The organism is Brumimicrobium sp., assembly GCF_048268645.1.
Classification (GTDB): domain Bacteria; phylum Bacteroidota; class Bacteroidia; order Flavobacteriales_D; family Crocinitomicaceae; genus Brumimicrobium; species Brumimicrobium ulvae.
Window position 1 is genome coordinate 1 of sequence record NZ_JBLWVE010000001.1, and the last position, 22,253, is coordinate 22,253.

At 36.1% G+C, this 22,253-nt stretch carries 19 protein-coding genes; 8 read left to right on the forward strand and 11 right to left on the reverse strand.

Going from position 1 to position 22,253, the window contains the following annotated elements:
- Positions 1-363: 363 nt before the first annotated feature.
- Positions 364-558, reverse strand: a complete 195-nt coding sequence (locus ACN0U3_RS00005; RefSeq protein ID WP_101332959.1) for a hypothetical protein — start codon at positions 556-558, stop codon at positions 364-366.
- 359 nt (positions 559-917) lie between these two features.
- Between ACN0U3_RS00005 and ACN0U3_RS00010 the strand changes: the two genes are divergently transcribed.
- From ACN0U3_RS00010 to ACN0U3_RS00025, 4 genes are all read left to right on the forward strand, one after another.
- Positions 918-1,409 (forward strand): c-type cytochrome, encoded by a 492-nt coding sequence (locus ACN0U3_RS00010; protein WP_417264648.1) that lies wholly within the window; start codon positions 918-920, stop codon positions 1,407-1,409.
- On the forward strand, positions 1,394-2,620 hold the full coding sequence (locus ACN0U3_RS00015; protein ID WP_417264649.1) for a M28 family peptidase: 1,227 nt from the start codon (positions 1,394-1,396) through the stop codon (positions 2,618-2,620). The genes ACN0U3_RS00010 and ACN0U3_RS00015 overlap by 16 nt, the downstream gene beginning before the upstream one ends.
- A 4-nt stretch (positions 2,621-2,624) precedes the next feature.
- On the forward strand, positions 2,625-4,247 hold the full coding sequence (locus ACN0U3_RS00020) for a T9SS type A sorting domain-containing protein (RefSeq protein ID WP_417264650.1): 1,623 nt from the start codon (positions 2,625-2,627) through the stop codon (positions 4,245-4,247).
- Positions 4,248-4,468: 221 nt separating this feature from the next.
- Entirely contained in the window at positions 4,469-4,909 is a 441-nt protein-coding gene (locus tag ACN0U3_RS00025; RefSeq protein WP_101332965.1) for a hypothetical protein, read from the forward strand.
- Between the two features lie 176 nt (positions 4,910-5,085).
- Here the strand turns inward: ACN0U3_RS00025 and ACN0U3_RS00030 are convergent, their stop codons facing one another.
- Entirely contained in the window at positions 5,086-5,841 is a 756-nt protein-coding gene (locus ACN0U3_RS00030) for a DnaJ domain-containing protein (protein ID WP_417264651.1), read from the reverse strand.
- Between the two features lie 225 nt (positions 5,842-6,066).
- Here ACN0U3_RS00030 and ACN0U3_RS00035 point away from each other — a divergent pair, with 225 nt between their 5' ends.
- The 4 genes from ACN0U3_RS00035 to ACN0U3_RS00050 all read left to right on the forward strand — a co-directional run bounded on the left by ACN0U3_RS00035 (position 6,067) and on the right by ACN0U3_RS00050 (position 10,754).
- Positions 6,067-6,864 carry a zinc-dependent peptidase gene (locus ACN0U3_RS00035; protein WP_299207126.1) on the forward strand — a complete coding sequence of 266 codons (798 nt, stop codon included), beginning with the start codon at positions 6,067-6,069 and terminating at the stop codon, positions 6,862-6,864.
- Between the two features lie 150 nt (positions 6,865-7,014).
- The gene (locus tag ACN0U3_RS00040; protein ID WP_417264652.1) at positions 7,015-8,547 is read left to right on the forward strand and encodes a GNAT family N-acetyltransferase; all 1,533 of its coding nucleotides are present in this window, start codon (positions 7,015-7,017) and stop codon (positions 8,545-8,547) included.
- An 18-nt stretch (positions 8,548-8,565) separates the two neighbouring features.
- Positions 8,566-9,660 (forward strand): mechanosensitive ion channel family protein, encoded by a 1,095-nt coding sequence (locus ACN0U3_RS00045; RefSeq protein ID WP_417264653.1) that lies wholly within the window; start codon positions 8,566-8,568, stop codon positions 9,658-9,660.
- Positions 9,657-10,754: a serine hydrolase domain-containing protein gene (locus tag ACN0U3_RS00050; RefSeq protein ID WP_417264654.1), complete on the forward strand. Its 1,098-nt coding sequence runs from the start codon at positions 9,657-9,659 to the stop codon at positions 10,752-10,754. Before ACN0U3_RS00045 ends, ACN0U3_RS00050 begins: the two co-directional genes overlap by 4 nt.
- A 241-nt stretch (positions 10,755-10,995) precedes the next feature.
- Here ACN0U3_RS00050 and ACN0U3_RS00055 read toward each other — a convergent pair whose 3' ends face one another.
- The 9 genes from ACN0U3_RS00055 to typA form a co-directional block, all read right to left on the reverse strand.
- Positions 10,996-11,568, reverse strand: coding sequence for a PhnA domain-containing protein (locus tag ACN0U3_RS00055; RefSeq protein ID WP_299207117.1), 573 nt, complete (start codon positions 11,566-11,568; stop codon positions 10,996-10,998).
- 102 nt (positions 11,569-11,670) lie between these two features.
- Positions 11,671-11,979: a hypothetical protein gene (locus ACN0U3_RS00060; RefSeq protein ID WP_417264655.1), complete on the reverse strand. Its 309-nt coding sequence runs from the start codon at positions 11,977-11,979 to the stop codon at positions 11,671-11,673.
- Between the two features lie 71 nt (positions 11,980-12,050).
- The gene (locus tag ACN0U3_RS00065; RefSeq protein WP_417264656.1) at positions 12,051-12,596 is read right to left on the reverse strand and encodes a hypothetical protein; all 546 of its coding nucleotides are present in this window, start codon (positions 12,594-12,596) and stop codon (positions 12,051-12,053) included.
- A 93-nt stretch (positions 12,597-12,689) separates the two neighbouring features.
- Positions 12,690-14,738: a dipeptidyl-peptidase 3 family protein gene (locus ACN0U3_RS00070; RefSeq protein ID WP_417264657.1), complete on the reverse strand. Its 2,049-nt coding sequence runs from the start codon at positions 14,736-14,738 to the stop codon at positions 12,690-12,692.
- Positions 14,739-14,943: 205 nt separating this feature from the next.
- The gene (locus ACN0U3_RS00075) at positions 14,944-18,069 is read right to left on the reverse strand and encodes a PKD domain-containing protein (protein ID WP_417264658.1); all 3,126 of its coding nucleotides are present in this window, start codon (positions 18,067-18,069) and stop codon (positions 14,944-14,946) included.
- Positions 18,070-18,105: 36 nt separating this feature from the next.
- The gene (locus ACN0U3_RS00080) at positions 18,106-18,495 is read right to left on the reverse strand and encodes a hypothetical protein (RefSeq protein ID WP_299207103.1); all 390 of its coding nucleotides are present in this window, start codon (positions 18,493-18,495) and stop codon (positions 18,106-18,108) included.
- A 444-nt stretch (positions 18,496-18,939) separates the two neighbouring features.
- Positions 18,940-19,818, reverse strand: a complete 879-nt coding sequence (locus ACN0U3_RS00085) for a bifunctional 5,10-methylenetetrahydrofolate dehydrogenase/5,10-methenyltetrahydrofolate cyclohydrolase (protein ID WP_417264659.1) — start codon at positions 19,816-19,818, stop codon at positions 18,940-18,942.
- A gap of 80 nt (positions 19,819-19,898) precedes the next feature.
- Positions 19,899-20,219 (reverse strand): hypothetical protein, encoded by a 321-nt coding sequence (locus ACN0U3_RS00090; RefSeq protein ID WP_417264660.1) that lies wholly within the window; start codon positions 20,217-20,219, stop codon positions 19,899-19,901.
- A gap of 221 nt (positions 20,220-20,440) precedes the next feature.
- Positions 20,441-22,240, reverse strand: a complete 1,800-nt coding sequence (gene typA, locus ACN0U3_RS00095) for a translational GTPase TypA (protein WP_299207097.1) — start codon at positions 22,238-22,240, stop codon at positions 20,441-20,443.
- Between the last annotated feature and the right edge of the window lie 13 nt (positions 22,241-22,253).

The following is a 22,253-nucleotide window of genomic DNA, read 5'->3' on the forward strand; positions in this document are numbered from 1 at the left end:
TCACACATCTTTGTTGCCTCAGACACGTCATAGAAGTGGTTTGATGAATTTTCCTAAAAACCCTCATCGGAGGACCTACCTCCATCTTTATTATAGCTTACACAGCACACATCGAGTAGACGGCTCCGCCAGCTAAGCTGACGGAGTGCGCCTGCAGACGCATCGGTGCAGACTTGCACCCTTTAGATTAATTCCTTACTTTCGTAAGGTAAAGATGCCCATGCTGGGCACACACAATGGCTATACGTAATGCGGGCAAAAGTGCTGATATGAAAGTAATTACATTAAATAAACTAACAGCTAAACGGAAAGTGAAGTGCCTTGAAATCCCGCACTACGCATAGCCGAGACCGTTGTGGTGCATTAAAGCAATCCTAATTCATTAGCTGATTTTTCAGGTGGCATTCCATCTAAAGTATCTGTAAAGTAAGTATCTAATTTATCAGCATATTTTTCAGAACGTTTTAATTGCTTTCTAAATAACTTTGCAAGCTCTTTGCCCTCATCTGTAGTTATATGCTTTTTTAGTTTATCAAAATCTTTAAGTATAGTTGTCATAATAAAATAACGCACCACAACAATTAAGCATCAATGAGGTCTAGTAAGGCTGGAGTTCATTGTATTTGGTGTTGAACGCTACCTTTGGCGGTGGGTTCGAAGTCATAAAAAACCATAGAGATTCAATATCAAAAGGTGTGATTGTATTTCTAAAAACTTGCCTTTCTGTATTTATTAAAACCAAGAAATAGTACTTCTTCAAATGAAGCCTATTTGTCTGATATCAGTTATATTTGAGTGAAAGTAGGGTTTGTATGCAGACTCCTGTTACCTGCAATCATAGAAAACCGCGTATGTAACTAATATTACACGGTATATGAAAAAAAGCCCATACTTTTGAGGTAAAACATTTTCAATAAATGAAAAAAATAATTCTTCTCTTAACTTCTAGTATTTTATTGTTCTCTAGTTGTAATAGAAAGTCGGAGAACACAAGTAACGTATTAGGTGCTGAAGAAATACCAGAAATTCAGAGTATTAATACACTGCAAAAAAGCGAAGGTTTAAATCTGCTTAAAAACAATTGTTTTTCTTGTCATAATCCGAACTCTGAATCGCACGACAACATGCTTGCTCCGCCACTTGCAGGAATAAAACACAAGTACAAGCAACTGTACACGACTGAAGAGTTATTTATAGCCCAAATGTCTGATTTTGTAAACAATCCTACAAAAGAAAATTCAATAATGAAAGGACCTGTTAAAAGGTTTGGTTTAATGCCAAAAACACCTCTCAAAAAATCTGAAATTCAGGAAATTGTTAAATTTATTTACAAAACAGAACTTCCAAAACCAAAATGGTTTAAGGAACACTTTGAAGAAAAACATAATATAGAATGGGAAAAAAGATAATCTTTTTAGTGCTGTTTTTAGGTCATACTGTTGTGTACGCCCAAAAATTAGAAAACAACCTCAAAAAACATATAAAAATATTAGCTTCAGACTCTTTACAAGGAAGATTAACAGGTACTATTGGAGAAGAGATGGCGAGTGAATATATTCAAAACCAATTTAAAGAGCTGAACCTTTCTCCACTGCCTAATTTTAACTTTATTCATAACTTTTCTTTTACTTATAACTTAAATCCACATTCCAATCCTACAAATACAGATACTATTACCGGAAAAAACGTGGTTGCTTTTTTGGATAATGGTGCGACAAATACCTTTGTAATTGGCGGTCATTATGACCACTTAGGTCATAATGAATATAAGCTTTCTAGAGATACAAATTCCACAGGATTAATTCACAATGGAGCTGATGACAATGCTTCTGGGGTTTCAATGGTACTGGAACTCGCAAGAAATTATAGTCAAAATAATACAATAGAACCTGTTAATTTCATTTTTGCGTGTTTCTCAGGCGAAGAACTTGGATTGATGGGATCAAAAGAAATTTCTAAAATTATTAAACAAAAATATCCAAATACTAGTTTAATGGTCAATTTTGATATGGTTGGTAGAATGGATTCGAGTAATAATTTAAGCATTGGAGGTGTAGGAACTTCACCAAGTTTTGCTTCCGTTTTAAATAAAAACAAGCCTAAGGATATGAATACAAAATTAGATTCTAGTGGTGTTGGTCCGTCTGACCATAGTTCGTTTTATTACCAAGACATTCCTGTTTTATTTTTCTTTACTGGGTTACATAGCGATTATCATAAACCAACAGATGATACTGAAAAAATCAATTTAAGTAAAATGGGGATGATTTTTTCCTATACAAAATCAGTAATTGATTCATTGGCTATAAATCCAAATTTAACTTTCACACCTACTAAATTAAAGAAAGAAACAAAAACACCTAGTTTCAAAGTTACTCTAGGAATTTTTCCAGATTATATAGACTATGGGGATGGTTTGCACATTCAGGATGTGATAGAAGGTAAGATTGCTCAAAAAAACGGTTTACAAAAAGGAGATATCATTACTAAAATAGGGAATGTTGAAATAACTGATATTTATACCTACATGGAAGCTTTATCAAAACTAAAAAAGAATAAAAAGTATAAAACAATTTACATAAGAAACGGTATTAGGAAAACCATAACAATAAAATTATAAGAACATGAAATTTATTAAGAACTACATTATTATCAGCTGTATTACATTGGTGTCATTGCCTTTATTTTCTCAAACAGCACCTTTCGAAATTAGTATCGAACCGATTAACATATCCGGCTTAGGTGGTATTCAATCCTATGCATATGGACAAGCAAATGGAAAGTGGCTTATCATTGGAGGAAGACTTGACGGACTTCATAGAAGACAACCATGGGCCTCATTTGACGTTGCCGGACACAACAATCAATTACTTGTTGTTGACCCGGTTTCACTTCAAAAATGGAGTGCACCATTAACATCATTACCTACTTCAATTCAAGAACAATTAAGTTCTACAAATATGGAGTTTTATCAGGAAGGAGACTATTTATATTGTATCGGTGGTTATGGATTTAGCCCAACAGAAAACGATCATACTACATTTGATAAACTAACAGCAATTAAGGTTTCTGATGTTGTGAATGGAATTATCAATAACACTACGATTTCTACTTTTTTTAGACAAATTACAGATACTCAATTTCAAGTTACCGGGGGTAGGTTAAAAAAAATAAATAATACATATTTCCTGCTAGGTGGTCAAAAATTCATTGGAAAATACAATCCAATGGGCCCAAATAACGGACCAGGCTTTGTACAAGAATATACCAATGCTATTAGAAAATTTAATCTTCTTGATGATGGGACAAATATTACCATAACTCATTTACCTTCTCACTTGGATCCTACCAATTTACACCGCAGAGATTATAATGCTGAACAACAAATTTTACCAAATGGAAATGAAGGAATTACAATGTTTTCAGGTGTTTTTCAGCAAAATGTAGATTTACCGTTCTTAAATTCTGTAACTGTAGATGCTAATAACTACAATGTGAATAATACTTTTCAACAATACTACAACCATTATCATTGTCCGGTATTGCCAATATATTCAGAACAAGAAAATGAAATGCATTCTGTTTTCTTTGGAGGTATTGCTCAGTTCTATGATAATTCCGGAACTTTAGTTCAAGATGATAATGTACCTTTTGTAAACACTATTGCTAGAGTTACTAGAGATAATTCTGGTAATATGGCTGAGTATAAATTACCTGTAGAAATGCCCTCACTTCTTGGTGCAGGAGCAGAATTTATTCCTAATTTAAACTTTCCTCATTTTAATAATGAAGTTTTTAAATTAGATAGTGTTTCCACAGATAATGTTCTAATTGGTTATATTTATGGAGGAATAAGCAGTTCCCAACCTAATATATTCTTTATTAATGATGGAACACAAAGCAGTGCTACTAATCAGATTTTTAAGGTTTTAATAAAGAAACCTACAAATTTATCTGTTGATGATTTAAATGAATCAAGTATAAATGATTTAAATTTAAAAATATATCCTAATCCAAATGATGGTATATTAAAGGTTGCATTTAATTTAAAGGAAGTTGAAGATGTTAAATTAATTATTCACGATTTAAATGGTAAAATTATTGACAAAACGACATTAACTAATTTATCAATTGGTAGTAATTTATATGAAAAGGAGATTACCAAACTAATTAACGGTAGTGTGTATTTTATTTCTATAGAAACATCGAATACTAAAACAACGCACAAATTAGTAGTGAAAAGATAGAGCCTGCAGTTAATGTTGTGTACAGCAAATAGGACAATTCACGGTTTCCGAAAGTTTATTCCCTTTAACTAGCACCGCTATCCGTAAGCAACAGGATGCATTTTAAAAAAATAAGATAAAAAGGAAATACAACGCTTTGGAATAGTTAGAACTTGGAAGTTAATCTGTATCTTTCTGTCCTACTTGCCGTATGCCCAACCGTTGTATACATCGGATGACAAATGACAGAAAGAATTATTTTATCGATAGTAGCCATAAGTATGCTCGTCTTAACACTTAAAAAAGTCGATAGACAAAATGCCTTACTTACAGCAGGTCTGACATTTGGTATTTTGATTACATGGATAGGTATCCCAATAGTTGTAACAATCGGACTGATAACTTATATGCTAACTGCTCTTTTAATTTCGTTAACTAATTTAAGAAAGAGGGGGCTTTCAAAACTTAATCAGATAACAATAGTTTTAGCCGGAATATGGGCTTTCGGATTAAATCTTATGGTGATAGTGCATTTTCCATATGCTTCAGAAGTCCGAATTAGCGTATTTATACCCATCATTTTATATTTAATCAGTCTTACACGTGGTATGGTTAAAAGAAAAGAGTTTGGGTATTTAACAATAATGAGTGTGGAATTCATACTAAGGTTAATTAGATTTTAAAAAAGACTTACTCATAACACAGCCTTTGCCGGTCAGCCAGTGCAACCCTTCGATTTTTACATTATTGAAAATAAAATGCTGGTTTCTTCGATAAAATATTTAAAAACAGGCTGATGTAAAAGCACAACACTACATACCCTCCTTCAAAGAAACTCACATTTACAAATACTCAAAAGCTACTTTTCTCTTGCCTCTAAAATTTCGTAGGCTTTTTGAATTTCTATAAATCTTTTCGCAGCAATTTCTTGATGTTCCTTTCCTTTGGTGGCAAAAACATCAGGATGATGCAATTTCACGAGGCGGCGGTAGGCTTTTTTTATTTCGTCCTTTGAGGCGTTTTCAGAAACCCCCATAATTCTATATGCAAGTTTTACAGCAGTAATTCTTGAACTTGGACTTTCTGAAGATTTAGTCCTTTCTTGTTGCTGGGTATAGATCGCGATAATCCTGTCTAAATCCTCTGCCGAAAGTTTTAACAGTTCGTTTATCTCTTTTAATAATGCTATTTCCCGTTGGTTCATAGCACCGTCAACATTTGATAAGCCTGCTAGAAAATACATGATTTGCAAGCGCTGCTCACGTTGGGGTAATTTTCTTCGCAACCACTTGGAAACCGTACGTGGATGAATAGGCCGTTTTAAACTTGCGGTAAACGAACGTCCAAAATCATAATGTGAATGTGGGAAATGCCTAGCGAAATAACTATTCAAATAAAGTATTTTCTCTCTGTAAGATGAACTGTCTTTGCGAACCATGAGTGCTCCAAGGCTTATATACGCCTCCAATAATGGGTCATGAGGAGGTTCTTCCTTTATTTGCTGTTCATTCATCATTAAATTATGATCCCATGCTCTATCATTTTTAATGTTATTCAACACCTGAATGAAAACAACAACTAGTACTAAAAATAAATAGAAAAAGATGGTCATCATAGGTTTGCCTGAATTAGTCTTGGTTTTTTTGCAGTATTTTTAATTAATCAATGGATTAAATGTGAAAATCACATCGTAAATCCGGCCTAAAATAGTTAAAATTGCTGTAATTACTATTCGTGATTGTCTAATGGTTTTTCATACTCTGTTCTAAATAGGCTGTAAATTAGGCGATATGAAATTTTATAAACTTGCATTTACTATTGAAATGTTATCTTTAGAAGCATGAACAACATTACTTTATACCTAATAATAGGAATTACATTTGGAGTCCTTCTTGGATACAGAAAGTTAAAAGCTTCTAAACAGGAGTTTCATAACTCAATAAAGCCATTAAACAACCCATCAAAAAAACCATTTCCAAGTCTTTGGAGAAGTATACTTCGAGATCGCGTCAAGTTCTATAATCGGCTTACAAGAGATGAAAAAACGGAATTCGAAAGAAAAGTCCACGTTTTCCTATTAAATGTCAAAATTCAAGGAATGAATACTGAAGTATCGCATGAAGACAAAATACTAATTGCAGCAGGAGCAGTAATCCCTGTTTTTCGTTTTTCGAGATGGAATTATGCTAACCTCAAAGAAGTTCAGCTTTATCCAGATCAATTTCAGATTCCAGATTCTACCAGAATGGCGCATGGATTGGTAGGTTGGGGTTCTAATGAAGGAACAGTAATGTTATCCCGAAAGTCTATAAATGAAGGTTTTCATGATAATACAGATAATAAAAATGTTGTAATTCACGAATTCATTCATGTTCTTGATAAACAAGATGGTAAAATTGATGGAATTCTGGGTAACTCCATGAATGATATCGATTTAATGCCTTGGCTACACATTATCAACATTAAAATGAACGAAATTGATTTTGGAACCTCAACAATTCGAGACTACGGGGCAGCTAACAGGGCTGAGTTCTTAGCGGTTGTCAGTGAGTTCTTTTTTGAGAATCCGGAACGACTAAGAACAGAACATCCTGGATTGTACAATGCATTGGATTCATTTTACAGTGAGAAAAAATAAAGTTGAAAAGCGATTCACTGCTTCAATATTTACTATTGGAGGGATAAAAAGCTATGTCGATTATCTCGTTTATTCACCATTAAAAAAACCCAAACTTTCCCTTTTCTCAAAGAATAATCCTACTTTTATTCTTTGAATCTAAAACAGAAAATGAAAGTAGAAGATATCGATAACATTACGCTCAAGTACTTAGACATTGATGATTATCAAGAGCTAAAGGACGTGATGATTGAGGCTTATCCTACAATGGGAACCTATTGGAAGGAAGGGCATATTGAAAAATTATTATCGATTTTTCCGGAAGGACAAGTGGTTGTCAAAATTAACGGAGAATTGGCTGGTTGTGCTTTATCTATTATTGTAGATTACGATAAATACGATGATGCGCACACCTACAGAGACATTACAGACAATGATACTTTCAATTCACACCAGCAAGATGGTGATGTTTTGTATGGGATTGATGTATTTATCAAGCCAGAATTTCGTGGATTAAGATTAGGTAGAAGACTATATGATTATCGAAAAGAATTATGCGAAAAGTTAAACCTAAAGGGAATTGCTTTCGGGGGAAGAATACCCAACTATCACAAGTATCAAGATAAGTTAACTCCAAAAGAGTATATCGATAAAGTTAGAACGAAAGAAATTACCGATCCTGTATTGAATTTTCAAATTTCCAATGACTTTTATCCTACGCGAGTTTTAAAGAACTATTTAAAAGGCGATGTACATTCGAATGATTATGCCGTTTTATTAGAATGGAGAAACATTTATTATGAGAAAGCGTCAAAAAAAGCTGCGTCAAAAAAACGTGTGGTTAGACTTGGATTAGTCCAATGGCAAATGCGTCCATACAAGGACACAGAGACTTTCTTTGAACAATGTGAGTTCTTCATTAGCTCATTGTCGGGCTACCGTTCAGATTTTGCGTTATTCCCTGAGCTATTTAATGCTCCATTGATGGGAAATGACAATCACTTATCTGAAGCAGATGCTATTCGTTCGCTTGCAGAATACACAGAAGAAATCGTTGAAAAATTTTCTGGGTATGCTATTTCGTATAACATCAATATAATTTCAGGAAGTATGCCTGAGATGATCGATGGGGTACTCTATAATGTTGGGTATTTATGTCGCCGAGATGGAACTGTAGAACGCTATGAAAAAATCCATATTACTCCAAACGAGGTGAAATATTGGGGGATGCAAGGAGGAAATAAAATTCAGGTTTTTGATACCGATTCTGGGAAAGTAGGAATACTTATTTGCTACGATTCAGAATTCCCAGAGCTCAGTCGATTATTGGCCGATCAAGGAATGGAGATTTTATTCGTACCTTTCTTAACAGATACACAGAACGGATATTCACGGGTAAGACATTGTTCGCAAGCTAGAGCAATTGAAAATGAATGCTATGTGGCCATTGCTGGAAGTGTAGGGAATCTACCCAACGTTCACAACATGGACATTCAATACGCACAATCGATGGTGTTTACGCCTTGTGATTTTGCCTTTCCCACGAATGGTGTAAAAGCAGAAGCCACTCCAAACTCAGAAATGATTTTGATTGCAGATGTTGACTTAGATTTGTTGCGTGAACTAAATGAATTTGGAAGTGTTCGTAATTTGAAAGACCGAAGAACAGACTTATTTGAGTTAAAAAAGAAAGTAGCTAAATAGAATTTTAATAAATAAATCATGATTGAGTTTTTTGAAGACTATCAGTATGAAATAATTTACATTATCGTTACAATTATTTCTGTTGTTGCATTGCGATTTCTCACCACTTTTATTCAAAAAAGGGCCTTAAAAAGAAGTGTCGAAAAACTTCATTATCAAAGTGACGGAACCCTAAAAACCGTAAGGCGAATATTAAACACCTTGTGGTTAGTTTTGGGAATCATTGCTATTGCATTGCTCTTTGTTTCTCCTGAAGTCAACAAAACTTTAATCGACAACTCAAAATTCATAATTTACAGTGCAATTGTAACGATTTCCACCGTTGTTTTTGCTTCCACCACAAACAAATGGTTTAAGTGGAAAGTGAATAAAAAGAACGATGAACATGACGACCCCACAAGTTTAAAGTTTCTTCGATACATTGCTATTGGGGCTATTTATACGACAGGAGTATTGCTGATTTTATTGGTATTGCCTGGATTTAAAGGAGTGGCGCAAACTGTTCTAGGAGGTGCAGGGGTAATTGCTGTCATTGCAGGGATCGCATCGCAAGAAGCATTGGGAAATATTGTAAGCGGGTTATTCATCGTATCTTTTAAGCCTTTCAGAATTGGTGACATTATTCAAATAGAAGGTGGAATGACTGGAACAGTTACCGATATTACTTTAAGACATACTGTAATTCGAAATTTTGAAAATCAAATGATAGTCGTTCCGAATTCAGTAATCAATAAAGAAAAACTGATCAACTACAAATCTGTAGATAAACGCATTTGTGAACGTGTAGAAATCGGTATTTCCTATGATAGTGATATCGATTTGGCCAGAAAAATCATGACTGAAGAAGCCGAAAAGCATCCTTTGCTTATCGAGAAGAGAACTTTAAAAGAGATTAAGGACAAGGTTCCTAAAGTTCCTGTTAAAGTCATACGTCTTGATTCATCAGCTGTAATTTTAAGATTGTATGCTTGGACCGCGAATCCAGACGATGGTTGGACCTTGCGTTATGATCTACTTGAAAGCATCAAAAAAAGATTTGATAAGGAAGGAGTTGAAATTCCTTTTCCACAGCAAACAGTTCATTTTAAAAAACCGTTATTTAAAGAAGAATGAAGATTTTTAAGCTCACAGCCTTAATGTTAGTCGTTTTTTGTCTAAGCTCCTGTAAAGTAGGCCGTTTTTTCGTTTACAATGTAGCTGACATAAAAGACCATAAGATTTTTGCCAATCGAACCGTTGAGACAGGGGATTCAACCTTCTATTTCACGCAAGGTATTGAGGAAAAGCCAGATTCTGTTGTTTTTGATGGAGAGACCTTTGATTTTGATCAGTTCCTGAAAAAGCAAAAGTCTGTGGCTTTTATGATTATCCGAAATGACTCTCTATTGTATGAACGCTATTTCAGAATGTATGACCAAGAAGATATCATCCCCTCCTTTTCAGTGGCGAAATCTGTTACTTCTATTTTAATTGGAATTGCAATTGACGAAGGTTTGATTTTATCAGTAGACGAACCTGTTACCAAGTATATTCCAGAACTAAAGCCCAATGGATTCGACAAGGTAACAATCAAGCACTTACTTCAAATGACTTCAGGTTTAGATTATAATGAAGGTTATTTCAATCCATTTGGAAACGTTGCCACCTTTTACTACGGCACTAAATTGCGTCAAGAAATTCCTAAACTGAAATTAAAATACGAACCAGGAGAAAAATTTGAATACCTCAGTGGAAATACACAAATTTTAGGTTTGGTATTAGAAAGGGCTTTAAAAGACAAAACCATCTCTGAGTACCTGCAAGAAAAGATTTGGATTCCACTAGAAATGGAGTACGATGCTAGTTGGAGCATTGACCGAAAAGAAAATGGTATCGAAAAAACATTTTGTTGTTTGAATGCCAGAGCCAGAGACTTTGCTAAAATTGGTCGACTCTATTTGAACAAAGGAAATTGGAACGGAAAGCAAATTGTTTCTGAAAAATGGGTTGAGGAATCAACGAAAGTTGATCGCTCTGAAGGTAGTCCGCGTTACTATCAATACCAATGGTGGTTGCCTTCTGATCAAGGTGATTATATGGCCCAAGGAATTTTAGGGCAATACATTTATGTTCACCCGGAAAAGAACCTCATCATTGTTCGAATGGGTAAAAAAGAAGGGAAAGCAAGTTGGTGGAAAGTACTTACTGATTTAGGGAAGGCTTATTGAGGCAATATGAATACAATCAACTACGAGATGAAATCTCGCAGTAGCGTATTAAGGGAGTTTTATTACAACAGTATTTCTTTACACAATCGGTGCTTTATAAACGTAAATCTTTTTTTGAATTAGAAATTTCATTTGCAAGGCGCTTTATTTTTTAAATCCAAGGAGTCCCGACTGTAACGTCGGGATGACTGATTTCATAAAATATAAGCAACGCAGGAAATGGATTTTATAATCAAAAACATCAGGATTTCTTTACGAATTGAGTAAGAATAACAATCTGTTGTCCATCCACACGTCCTTCAATATGGTTAGCATTGTTGTGGTCTAAAGAAATACGTCTTACCGCGGTTCCTCTTTTAGCTACCATACTCGAACCTTTCACAGGAAGGTCTTTAATGAGGACCACAGTATCACCAGCTTCTAGTACTACTCCATTACTGTCTTTATGCACAATTTTATCTTCTTCATCATCTTCTGCGCCTTGTTTAGCCCAAGCTAAATCCTCTTCTTCAAGGTACATCATATCGATTAAATCTGCAGGCCAACCTTCACCACGCAACTGATTCAACATTCTCCAGGCAACAACCTTAACAGCTGAAACTTCACTCCACATGCTATCATTAAGGCACCTCCAATGATTAGGGTCAACTTTGCTTTCATCATTAAGCTGTGTGTTACAGTTTTCGCAGATTAAAATTGAGTTTTCTTCACTTTCTGTATCACGTGGTGGAACAGTGTAAACCGTTAAATCGTTTTTCGAAGTACACAACTCACATTGATTGTTACTTCTTTCTTGAAGTTTTTCTTGAATCATATTATTGGTGTTTTAAAATACAAAGATAAGTTTAATATTGGAAGGTTTAACCGCAAAGTTGCAGGAGGTTTACGCAATGATCGCAAAGTGAAAAGAAATGAATTATTTTTTTTTCAATAAGGAAGTTGCCCAAACTGGTAAAAAGCACAAAGCTGCAGTTGTTCCAAGGGCTCCACCAAATCCATCGAAATAAGGAGATGTGTGTAGGTAAATGAAAGTGAATAACAATCCAGCTATTCCAATCAGAAAGTAAGAAGAAAGAATTTTATGGGAAGCCATGCCAATAAAAGCAGCTCCGTAAAAAATTACAGGTGCCTCTTCAACAAAGCGAATTGATAAATACTTTTCAAGTAAGACCACGGCAAGTGCAAAAATTAAAGAAGGTAATGCCGAACCGACTACAATTCCCATTTTGAAATTATTATTCAATATAAAAGCAATAACAGCGCCCAATAATCCAACGGTATATAACAAGAATATTATCATCTTAGCATAAACAATAAAACAGTAGCTAAAACTCCAGAAAATGCAACAGAACCTAACTTCCCACCAAATCCGATAAAAAGTCCTCGTGTATAAATATAAAACAGTCCTGAAATTGCGCTTGCAATAAAAATGTAATGTATTTCATCAAACAAACTATTACTGGCCATTCCTACGAAAGATCCACAGTAAATAGCAATGGCCGCAGATTTTAAAGCTTCAGAAGAACGATTTAGATAAGGCAACAATCCTCCGACTAGTCCAACAGCGGCAGAAGCAATGACTCCACCCCAGCCTAACTCATTGTTAAGATAAAATGTTAGCAAGCTTCCAATCACTAAAGCTAAAAACTCAAACAGTTTTCCTTTCATATTAAATTGGTCGCGAAACAAAAAACTGTAACTGTATATGAGTAGCGCCAAAATCACAAGAAAAAGGACTACAGCACCATTAGTTCTTTCAAAAGAATAAATGCATTTTCCGATAAAGAAAAGATGTAAAAACAAAAAAGCGGCGTAACCGATTACAGATGAATATTTGCTCATAAGTCGGCAAAGATAAATACAAAAAAGGAGGCTTCAAGTGTCTCAGCCTCCTTTTTGTATTTGTTAATTCAGATAACTTATTGATTAAAATTATTACTTCAAGAAGCTATATTCTTTTGCATACTCTAGCATTTGCTCTTTAAAGTTAGCATCGTAAGTGACTTTAACATCGATAATATTCCCATCATTGTCCATTTCTGGAACTAAAACAGGATTAACAAACCCACTGTATGGAGGAATGTTTAAAGGCTTAACGCGCTCTAGCACCTCAGCATGAATCGCTTGGTCAATTTTTACTGCGTAAGTTTCAATTAAGTTCTTACCTGCCTCAAAATCTCCTTCTGATTTGATGCGTTGAATCTCTCTTAACAATTCTCCAAACAATCCTTGTAAAGCGACATAATCACGAATTTTAAAGTAGGTTTTTCCATCACGTTCTAACTTTTCGATGACATTGTCTGCCTTTCCTTTTTCGTAAACCCATGCAGCAACAAGCTGACGATTTCTCATGTGAGATTGCTCAATGTTTTTACCCAGTTCTACCCTTTGTAATTGAGTCATTAAGCCATTTCTGATGTAAGCATCGTACTCTGCCTTACCCACTTCTAAAGATTCCATTAAGCCGAGTTCTACCATTTTTTCATTCATCAAGAAGTAAAGAGAAACCAAATCAGCACGCGCTTCTTCTAATGCACTTGCATAATTTTTTAGGGTTTCCTTAGGTGTTCCAACTCCAGGATTCAATTGACCACTCGCATGTCCCACTACCTCATGAAGAGAGGTGTGTAATTTTGAAGCTTTTGCTCCGTGTTTTTTCGCTCTTTCATACTCTTCTTCATCGAAGGTAAACTCTTTAAGCATTGAACTTCCTGAAGCATTTTCGTAGGCTTCAACAATATTTCCAAGACTTACTGATTTAGACCCGTGTTCTGCACGAATCCAATCTGCATTAGGCAAGTTAACACCAATTGGCGTAGAAGGAGAAGCGTCTCCAGCCTCACCAATAACATTCACAACTTTATAAGTTACTCCTTTTACATTGGCTTTTTTATGCGCATCCATAATAGAAGAATTGTCTTCAAACCATTGAACATTATCCTCTAAAACTTTCATTTGCGCTGAAGCTTCGAAGTCTTTCATTTGAACGATGGTTTCGTAAGTTGCTCTATAACCTTTGGCGTCACCATAAACTTCAATAAATCCATTGATATAATCAATATCTCCTTCAGTTGCTTCAACCCATGCAATACTGTATGCGTCCCAGTCTTTTAGGTCGCCTGTTTCATAGTATTTCACCAACAATTTAAGCGCGTCTCTTTGAGCCTCGTTTTCGGCTACCTCTGCTGCTTTTTCTAACCAATAGGCTACTTTTGTCAATGCTTCACCATACATTCCTCCAATCTTCCATGTCACTTCTTCCAACTCACCATTCTCATTCAAAATCATTTTGGAATTCAGCCCGTAAGAAATTGGTGTAGTATCGTTAGGATCCTTAATTTTCGCATAATATTCATCCACCATTTGCTCAGTTACGCCTTCACCATAAAAGTTGTTTGCACTTCCTTTAATGATTCCTTTTGAAGCGTCTAGGTTGACTCCTTTCGCATCTACTGATGGGTCGAAAATAGCGGTCATTGCAGCTTCACTTATTTCAGTTTCTGTGGCTGCTAACAAACTTTCAAAATAGGCTTGATCAAAAGCGGGTTTGAACTTATCTTTTGAATAATGGTGGTGGATTCCATTGGCAAACCAAACTTGCTTCGTGTAGTGTAAAAAGTTTTTCCAGTCTTCACTGTCATCACCTTCATGATTCGCCACAATATGATCTAATGCTTTACGAATTTCAAGGTTGTGCTTATAGTTTTGGTCGTAAATGATGTCTCGACCACTTAATCCTGCTTGCGTTAAATAATAGGCGAGCTTCTTTTGATCGAGTGTCAGTTTATCAAAACCATTAATGCGATAACGAAGTACACGTATATCGGCAAAGCGATCTACTTCCCATTGAAATTCATCATTTTCATTTTGTTCTGTTTGAACTACAGTTTCTTCAGTTGGGGTCTCCTCCTTTTGACCACATGAAAAAAGAACACCTGCGGCAAACGCTCCCATCAAAAATCGGGGCAATACATTTTTTTTCATCTCTTTCATTTATTTGAGTTCCGAATGTAAGAATTTTGAATCAAACAGCCAATTTTCGTTTGCTGCCATTGATATGGAAAGCATAAAGTTAGGTTACAAATCACCTGTTTTAATCGGTATTGAATCGCAAAAAGCAAAAAAGACTTTTCTTCATTTCAGCAATGAAGAAAAGTCTAATCGAAAAGGATGTTACTTTTTTATAATGTTATCTCAGTAAATTCACATGACCTACGATTGTTTTTCTTTCGTCTGACATTGTGGTTTTAAAGTCTATTTTCCACACATAAGTTCCTTCGACAAGTTTCTCTGAGGATTCACCATAAGTTCCATCCCAACCGTGTTCTGAATTGTGTGATTCAAAAATTAATTCACCCCAACGGTTATAGATGTACAATGTATAGTCATATATATCAAACCCCGCAGTAAAAATAGGCTTGAATGTCTCATTGAAATCATCATTATCAGGAGTAAAAGTATTGGGGATATAGTAAATCAACTGATCTTCTACCTCAACGACAACTCTTGCTGTATCGTTACAATTGACTCCTGAGCTAGCGATTAAGGTAACCACATAAGAGCCTGCGCCCTCATTCGGGTAAGTATGGGTAGGAGTATATTCATTCGAAAAGGCAGATCCATCCCCAAAATCCCACTGATAATCTGTAGCATTTGAAGAGTTATTCAAGAATGTTGTTTCAGTATCTAAAATTGAAAGCAATGGAGGCTCAGGTAAGAAATCTGCCTCGGGCAATGCTGTAACGCAAACTAAATCAGGATATGATGTTGTAGCAACGCATCCATTTAAAGTTGCAGTTACAGTAACATCAAAACATCCACTTTGATCATAGTGGTGAGCAACATTGTCTGTGAAATTAGCGTTTGTTCCATCTCCAAAGTCTATTGAATAAGTTGCTCCAGGCTGATTAAATTGACTTTCAAAATCAACCGTAAGCGTATCACATCCAATGACATCACTAGGAACAATACCAACATCAGGGTTGGGATTAACAAATACAGTTACTTCATCAGAAGAAGTACAGCCGTTCGTTGTTACAGTATAGGTGTAATTTTGGGTTGTTGTTGGTCCAAAAGAAACGCCATTACTTACTCCATTGTCCCATGTTCCACTTCCACCAGTTCCATTTAAGCTTACAAATTCTCCTTCACAAATGGTTTGATCTGCACCCGCATCAACAACAGGCAATGGATTAACAGTTACCGTAACCACATCAGTCACGGTACATCCGTTCTCGGTCACTGTATAGGTATAATCTTGGGTTGCATTAGGTGTAAACGCAACTCCATTGGTGACTCCATTGTCCCATGTTCCTGTTCCGTTCCCAATTAATGTTACACTCTCACCTTCACAAATAACTTGGTCAGGACCTGCATTAGCAGTTGGCATTGGGTTAACTTGAACAGTCAAGTCAGAAGAAGATGTACAACCGTTTTCAGTTGCTGTATAAGTATAAGTTTGCGTCGTAGTTGGAGTAAAAGCCACGCCATTTGTTACGCCATTATTCCATGTTCCTGTTCCCCCTGGGACATTCAAAATAACACTTTCACCTTCACAAATCACTTGGTCAGGACCTGCATCAACATCAGGCAAAGGATTAACTGTAACAACCATTGTATCTGTTCCAACACATGCGTATCTATCCTCGGTTCTTAAAACATACTCTGTAGTTACATTTGGAGACACGCTGTTGGGATAATTCGTTGGTCCATTATGGTTCCATGCATAGGTATAAGGCGCAGAGCCTAAAACTGTTGGCGATGAATTCATGGTCGCTGTTTCTCCCTCACAAATAATGAGGTCAGGACCTGCATCAACCACTGGGCACATATTGACTTCAATAATTGATTTAGAATTGTTTGAACCACAATCCAGATCATTCCACATTCCTGGATAAGTTCCTCCTGGATAAATCTGAACACAATCTTCATTTCCACTTTGATTTGGTTCGCCAGGAGCCCAATTGGTGTAGGTAACAGGAGATTGGTCATACCATTCAAAAGTTCCTTCAACAGCTTCGTCATTGAGCCCAATCCAAATCGTACCCGTCTCTCCTATGGCGCTAAGCGCCCCGAGTAAACAATCGTTTTCAGTTTGTGATTGAACAGAAACCAAGTTGGCCCCTAAACCTTCAGCAAAAGCTTGTGCAGCACTTCCTGACATCGATTGTGGGTTTAAGAAATACATACTACAATCTGAAACACATGCATCTAACTCTATACAACCTGCATTCGTAAAGGCAGTTCTAATAGCATCAACATCACAACCACCAGAGCAATCATTTACTGTAAGTGTAGTTGTTGAAGTACATAGCACACCGTCAATTGTAGCCGTAAAAGTATAATCGTGAGTTCCTGCTGGCGGTGCAGGTATGCCTGTAGGATTTTGGTCAGTAGAAGAAAAACCAAAAGGTCCTGACCAGGAGTATGAGGTCATATTACCTGAGGCTAAATTTGCAGTTAAACTGAAAGGATCTCCTTCACACACACTTCCACTGTTACTCGTTGTAATCGGACAACCACAATCGTCTACCGTTATAGTTGCTGTTGCAGAGGTCGCCCCTAAGCAATTTGAATTGGCATCAGAATGAACCGTATAAGTATAAACACCCGCTGTTGCAGGCGCAGTAACCGTAACTGTAGCTCCTGTCGTTGCACTCAAATCTGGAGATGGATCCCAATTATATACTCCATCACCGCCATCAGCTGTAAGGTCTACTGTTTCACCAACACATAGAGCAAAAGTATCTGGAGTAACAGAAACTGGCATCACAACACCTGAGCTGGCCACGAAAGTATAATCACAAACATCACCGGCAAACCCATCAATCATGATATAATATTCTTCTCCTGGAGTTAATCCGGTCGCAGAAATTGAATAAGGAGTGTTTTGGGCATACATACTGTTTGTACAACCTAAATCGGTGACTGCACCACTGGCACAGTTATCGGCTTGAAAAACAAAAATCTGTATGGCTTCATCTGAATTACAATTGTACACATAAGCATCAAAAGAGATTGAAGTCGATTGTGCCGTAAAGGATAAAAAAGCATTGTTTTCAATACTTCCACAAAAAGCACTGTTCAATTGCGTCCAATAATCAGCCGAATATGAGCTCGAGGTTGTTCCACAATACCCATTCACTTCACAAATAGGCGTTGCTGTACACCCTGTATTTCCTGGTGCTGGCTGATTAGAACAGTCCGGTAATCCAGGTGGAGGGTTGATATAACTAGAGCCACCACCTCCAGCAAAAGAAGTGTTTATAGAACTCAGAAGTAAGAGCGAAAAAATCAGTAGTAGTAAATTTTTCATAGTTGTAGTTTTGTAGTGTCGTTGTTCATCTTGCTTTTATTCGTTCCTGGTCATGGTAAGCTCTTGAGTTGTACCATTAGGACGATGAATATCAACCTGCATAACACCAGGAGATAATTCAGTCAGATTAACACGTATTAATTTTCTATCTTTATTGATTGTTGGATCAATTGACTCCACATTAAGTTTGACTTGTTCTAAAATATAAGTTTGCTCTTCTTGAGCATAAAAGAAGTATTTTTCCGCCAATTCAGTATTTGCAAAAGCTTCTACTTTTTCTGATGAAATAACAAATCTATCGACAGGTCCTCCATTGGAAACAGTGTATTCACCAACAAGTGATGTCTCTATTTGTCCTGCCGAAAAAAACGGGATGAGCAAGAAAATGAATGCGTATAGCTTCGTAGAATAAGATAGTAGTCTCATAATTGAATAGTAATAGTTATCCTTTAAACGCTGTTGATGGATAAAGGTTGCCCTAAATCTAGTGATAAACTTACTAAAAACAAAGAGCTTAGAATAAAATCAAACACACCTCATTGTATATCAACAAGATAAGTCCTGAGGAGTTTTAACAATTAGTGAATAATTTAACAGCGAATGATTTAAAAATTATCTTAAAGACGCTGATAAACGTTTATAAATCGCCTAAAAACTAAAAGAGAAAGCTTAATTGCTTTATACCTGCAATTATATTGAGCTCAGATCTTACAATTTAACGCTTCATGTCCTGGCGAATTTCCTACAATCATATTGTTCTAAGATAAATATTTTTCATGGGAGAACATCTGCTTTAGTGATAGCTAAAACTATTCAACACATAAAAACATCAGTCGAAGTTACCCCAAGGTCCTTACTCTATCCTGTAAATCATTTATGATTTAACTCCATTGCCTTCAATGTATTCATCATCAAAGAAACAATCGTCATAGGCCCTACTCCACCCGGAACTGGTGTAATGAAAGAAGCTTTTTCTGAAACACTTTCGAAATCTACATCACCCACGATTCTATAACCGCTTTTCTTTGAAGGATCTTCAAGACGTGTAATTCCAACATCCATCACCACAACACCTTCTTTTACCATATCGGCAGTAAGGAAATTAGGTTTTCCAATTGCAGAAATAATAATATCTGCTTGCAGGGTAATTTCTTTCAAGTTTTTAGTTCTTGAATGCGTAATGGTCACTGTTGAGTTCCCAGGATATGCACTTCTTGCCATTAAGATGCTCATTGGAGAACCTACAATATGCGAACGACCAATAACAACACAATGTTTTCCGGAAGTTTCGATTTCATATCTTTTAAAAAGCTCTAACATTCCCGCCGGAGTTGCAGGTAAGAATCCAGGCAGATTCAACACCATATTTCCTAAATTCGTAGGGTGAAAACCGTCGACATCTTTTTTAGGATCAATTGCTAAAGTAATTTTCTTTTCGTCTATGTGTTTTGGCAATGGTAACTGCACGATAAATCCATCAATTTCATCATCGTTATTGAGTTCATGCACCTTAGCCAACAAAGCTTCTTCAGTGATGGTATCTTCTAGGTGAAACAAAGAGCTTTCGAATCCTATCTCTTTACAGGCTCTAACTTTCGCACCAACATAAGTGAGTGAACCACCATCATTTCCAACTAAAACTGCTGCTAAATGTGGAATTTTCTGACCTTTTGCTTTTCTCGATTGAACTGCTTCTGCTAATTCTTGACGAATTGCTTTTGAAGTTTCTTTACCATCTAAAATCTGCATGACGAATAAGTTTTTGCAAAAATAAGATTAAAAAGACAATTACGGATAATTCAATAACGAATTACGAATTGACAGCTGAATTATTTAGCTTTCAAAAATACCTTCCCTTCAGGATTCACCAATGTTTCTTCATGATATCCTTCTTTAGAAAATGATATTTTTATATCAGGACAACCACCAACTGCATCCGTCATTCCAGTAGTCATAAAATATTTCCCTGAGGAATCGGTGTAGTATTCATAATAAACACTTTCGACCCCCTTGACCAATACACTGTCGATTGGAAGTTGAGTAGCCATATCTAAAACAGTACCAGAAACCTTTCTGTCGCATTCGCAAGAATAAAAAAAACCTAAACTTATTAGCCCTCCTAACATTTTTATGTATGCCTTTCTTCTCATGATAATAAAATTAAAATGTTTAAATCATTTACGTAAACGTATGAACAACATCAACCGTAGGGGAACAATAAAAATATAGGGTATTCCCTGAGATAAAAAAAAGACGACTACCTTTCGATAATCGCCTTTTCCTAAATTAAATATTTCGGCTAAATTTTAGTTTTTGTCAAAAAAACTTAAAGACAAGCATAACGACGTATTTAAGTAGTTTTTGTCATAGACTATTTTCCTGCTCTTTTACGTGCATTCTCATCCAAAAGAATCTTACGGATTCTCAAAGATTCTGGTGTTACTTCAACGTATTCATCAGATTGAATGTACTCTAAACTTTCCTCCAAAGACATTTTAATCGCTGGTGCAATACTTACCTTGTCATCAGCTCCTGAAGAACGCATGTTAGACATTTTCTTGGTTTTCGTAACGTTAATTACCAAATCTCCTTGTCTAGAGTTTTCTCCGATTACTTGACCGCCATAAATTGATTCGTTAGGATCAACGAAGAATTTCCCTCTATCTTGTAAGTTATTTAAAGAATAAGGAATTGCTAAACCTTTCTCCATAGAAATTAACGAACCATTTTGACGACCAGGAATTTCTCCTTTGTAGGGTTGGAACTCAATAAATCTATGATTCATAATAGCCTCACCCGCAGTTTGCGTTAACAAATAATTACGCAAACCAATAATACCTCTTGAAGGCACGATAAAGTCTATCACCATTCGGTCGCCTTTGGCAACCATATTGGTCATTTCTCCTTTACGTCTAGAAACTGCTTCAACAGCTGTTCCAGAGTGCTGTTCTGGCAAATCAATAGTTAATTCTTCAATTGGCTCATGTTTCTTTCCGTCAATTTCCTTGATGATTACTTGTGGTTGCCCTACTTGTAATTCATAACCTTCACGGCGCATCGTTTCAACCAAAACAGCCAAGTGCATTACCCCTCTTCCATAGACTAACCATTTATCGGCTTTTTCAGTTGGTTGAACACGTAATGCTAAGTTTTTCTCAAGTTCTTTAGTTAAACGTTCTTGAATATGACGCGAAGTCACAAACTTTCCTTCTTGTCCGAAGAAAGGAGAATCGTTAATAGAGAACATCATGCTCATTGTTGGCTCATCAATAGTGATGGTTTCTAATGGTTCAGGATTTTCAGCATCACAAATAGAATCTCCAATATCAAACCCTTCAATTCCAGTTACGGCACAAATATCACCAGGCTGAACGTTATCAACCTTAATACGTTCCGTTCCTTCATAAACAAACACATCTTTAATGCGGTGTTTTTCTTGGGTACCATCACGTTTAGCAAGAATAATTGGCATTCCCGGTCTTACCTCTCCTCTTTGTAAACGTCCAATTGCGATACGTCCAACAAAAGAAGAAAAGTCTAATGAAGTAATCAACATTTGCGTATTTCCTTCTTCAATCTTCACTGGAGGAAAATATTCTAAGATGGTATCCAAAAGTGGTTCAATCGTATCGGTTTGTTTTTTCCAATCCTTAGACATCCATTTATTCTTAGCAGAACCATAAACAGTTTCAAAATCTAGTTGGTCTTCATTGGCCTCAAGCTCAAACATCAAGTCAAACACTTTTTCATGCACCTCATCAGGAGTACAATTATCTTTATCGACTTTGTTTACCACTACCAATGGTTTCAATCCCATTTGAAGTGCTTTTTGCAATACGAAACGTGTTTGTGGCATAGGGCCTTCAAAAGCATCAACCAACAAGCATACACCATCAGCCATGTTCAATACACGTTCTACCTCTCCACCAAAATCGGCGTGACCAGGAGTATCAATGATGTTAATTTTTGTTCCTTTATAATTTACAGAAACGTTTTTTGATACGATGGTAATTCCTCTCTCTCTTTCTTGGTCGTTATTATCCATCATCAATTCACCTGCATTTTCACGATCTCTCTCGCTAAATGACTCTCCTGCTTCGATTATGCGGTCAACCAAGGTCGTTTTCCCATGGTCAACGTGTGCAATAATCGCTATATTTCTAATTTCCATTTTTTATTTATCT

Bases quoted from the DNA above. Each gene is read 5' to 3' on its own strand.
- ACN0U3_RS00045 (WP_417264653.1), top strand. From the start codon at position 8,566: ATGATTGAGTTTTTTGAAGACTATCAGTATGAAATAATTTACATTATC.
- ACN0U3_RS00015 (WP_417264649.1), top strand. From the start codon at position 1,394: ATGGGAAAAAAGATAATCTTTTTAGTGCTGTTTTTAGGTCATACTGTT.
- ACN0U3_RS00090 (WP_417264660.1), bottom strand. From the start codon at position 20,219: ATGAGAAGAAAGGCATACATAAAAATGTTAGGAGGGCTAATAAGTTTA.
- ACN0U3_RS00005 (WP_101332959.1), bottom strand. From the start codon at position 558: ATGACAACTATACTTAAAGATTTTGATAAACTAAAAAAGCATATAACT.
- ACN0U3_RS00010 (WP_417264648.1), top strand. From the start codon at position 918: ATGAAAAAAATAATTCTTCTCTTAACTTCTAGTATTTTATTGTTCTCT.
- ACN0U3_RS00030 (WP_417264651.1), bottom strand. From the start codon at position 5,841: ATGATGACCATCTTTTTCTATTTATTTTTAGTACTAGTTGTTGTTTTC.
- typA (WP_299207097.1), bottom strand. From the start codon at position 22,240: ATGGAAATTAGAAATATAGCGATTATTGCACACGTTGACCATGGGAAA.
- ACN0U3_RS00040 (WP_417264652.1), top strand. From the start codon at position 7,015: ATGAAAGTAGAAGATATCGATAACATTACGCTCAAGTACTTAGACATT.
- ACN0U3_RS00050 (WP_417264654.1), top strand. From the start codon at position 9,657: ATGAAGATTTTTAAGCTCACAGCCTTAATGTTAGTCGTTTTTTGTCTA.
- ACN0U3_RS00080 (WP_299207103.1), bottom strand. From the start codon at position 18,495: ATGAGACTACTATCTTATTCTACGAAGCTATACGCATTCATTTTCTTG.
- ACN0U3_RS00020 (WP_417264650.1), top strand. From the start codon at position 2,625: ATGAAATTTATTAAGAACTACATTATTATCAGCTGTATTACATTGGTG.
- ACN0U3_RS00085 (WP_417264659.1), bottom strand. From the start codon at position 19,818: ATGCAGATTTTAGATGGTAAAGAAACTTCAAAAGCAATTCGTCAAGAA.
- ACN0U3_RS00070 (WP_417264657.1), bottom strand. From the start codon at position 14,738: ATGAAAAAAAATGTATTGCCCCGATTTTTGATGGGAGCGTTTGCCGCA.
- ACN0U3_RS00065 (WP_417264656.1), bottom strand. From the start codon at position 12,596: ATGAGCAAATATTCATCTGTAATCGGTTACGCCGCTTTTTTGTTTTTA.
- ACN0U3_RS00025 (WP_101332965.1), top strand. From the start codon at position 4,469: ATGACAGAAAGAATTATTTTATCGATAGTAGCCATAAGTATGCTCGTC.
- ACN0U3_RS00075 (WP_417264658.1), bottom strand. From the start codon at position 18,069: ATGAAAAATTTACTACTACTGATTTTTTCGCTCTTACTTCTGAGTTCT.
- ACN0U3_RS00055 (WP_299207117.1), bottom strand. From the start codon at position 11,568: ATGATTCAAGAAAAACTTCAAGAAAGAAGTAACAATCAATGTGAGTTG.
- ACN0U3_RS00060 (WP_417264655.1), bottom strand. From the start codon at position 11,979: ATGGGAATTGTAGTCGGTTCGGCATTACCTTCTTTAATTTTTGCACTT.
- ACN0U3_RS00035 (WP_299207126.1), top strand. From the start codon at position 6,067: ATGAACAACATTACTTTATACCTAATAATAGGAATTACATTTGGAGTC.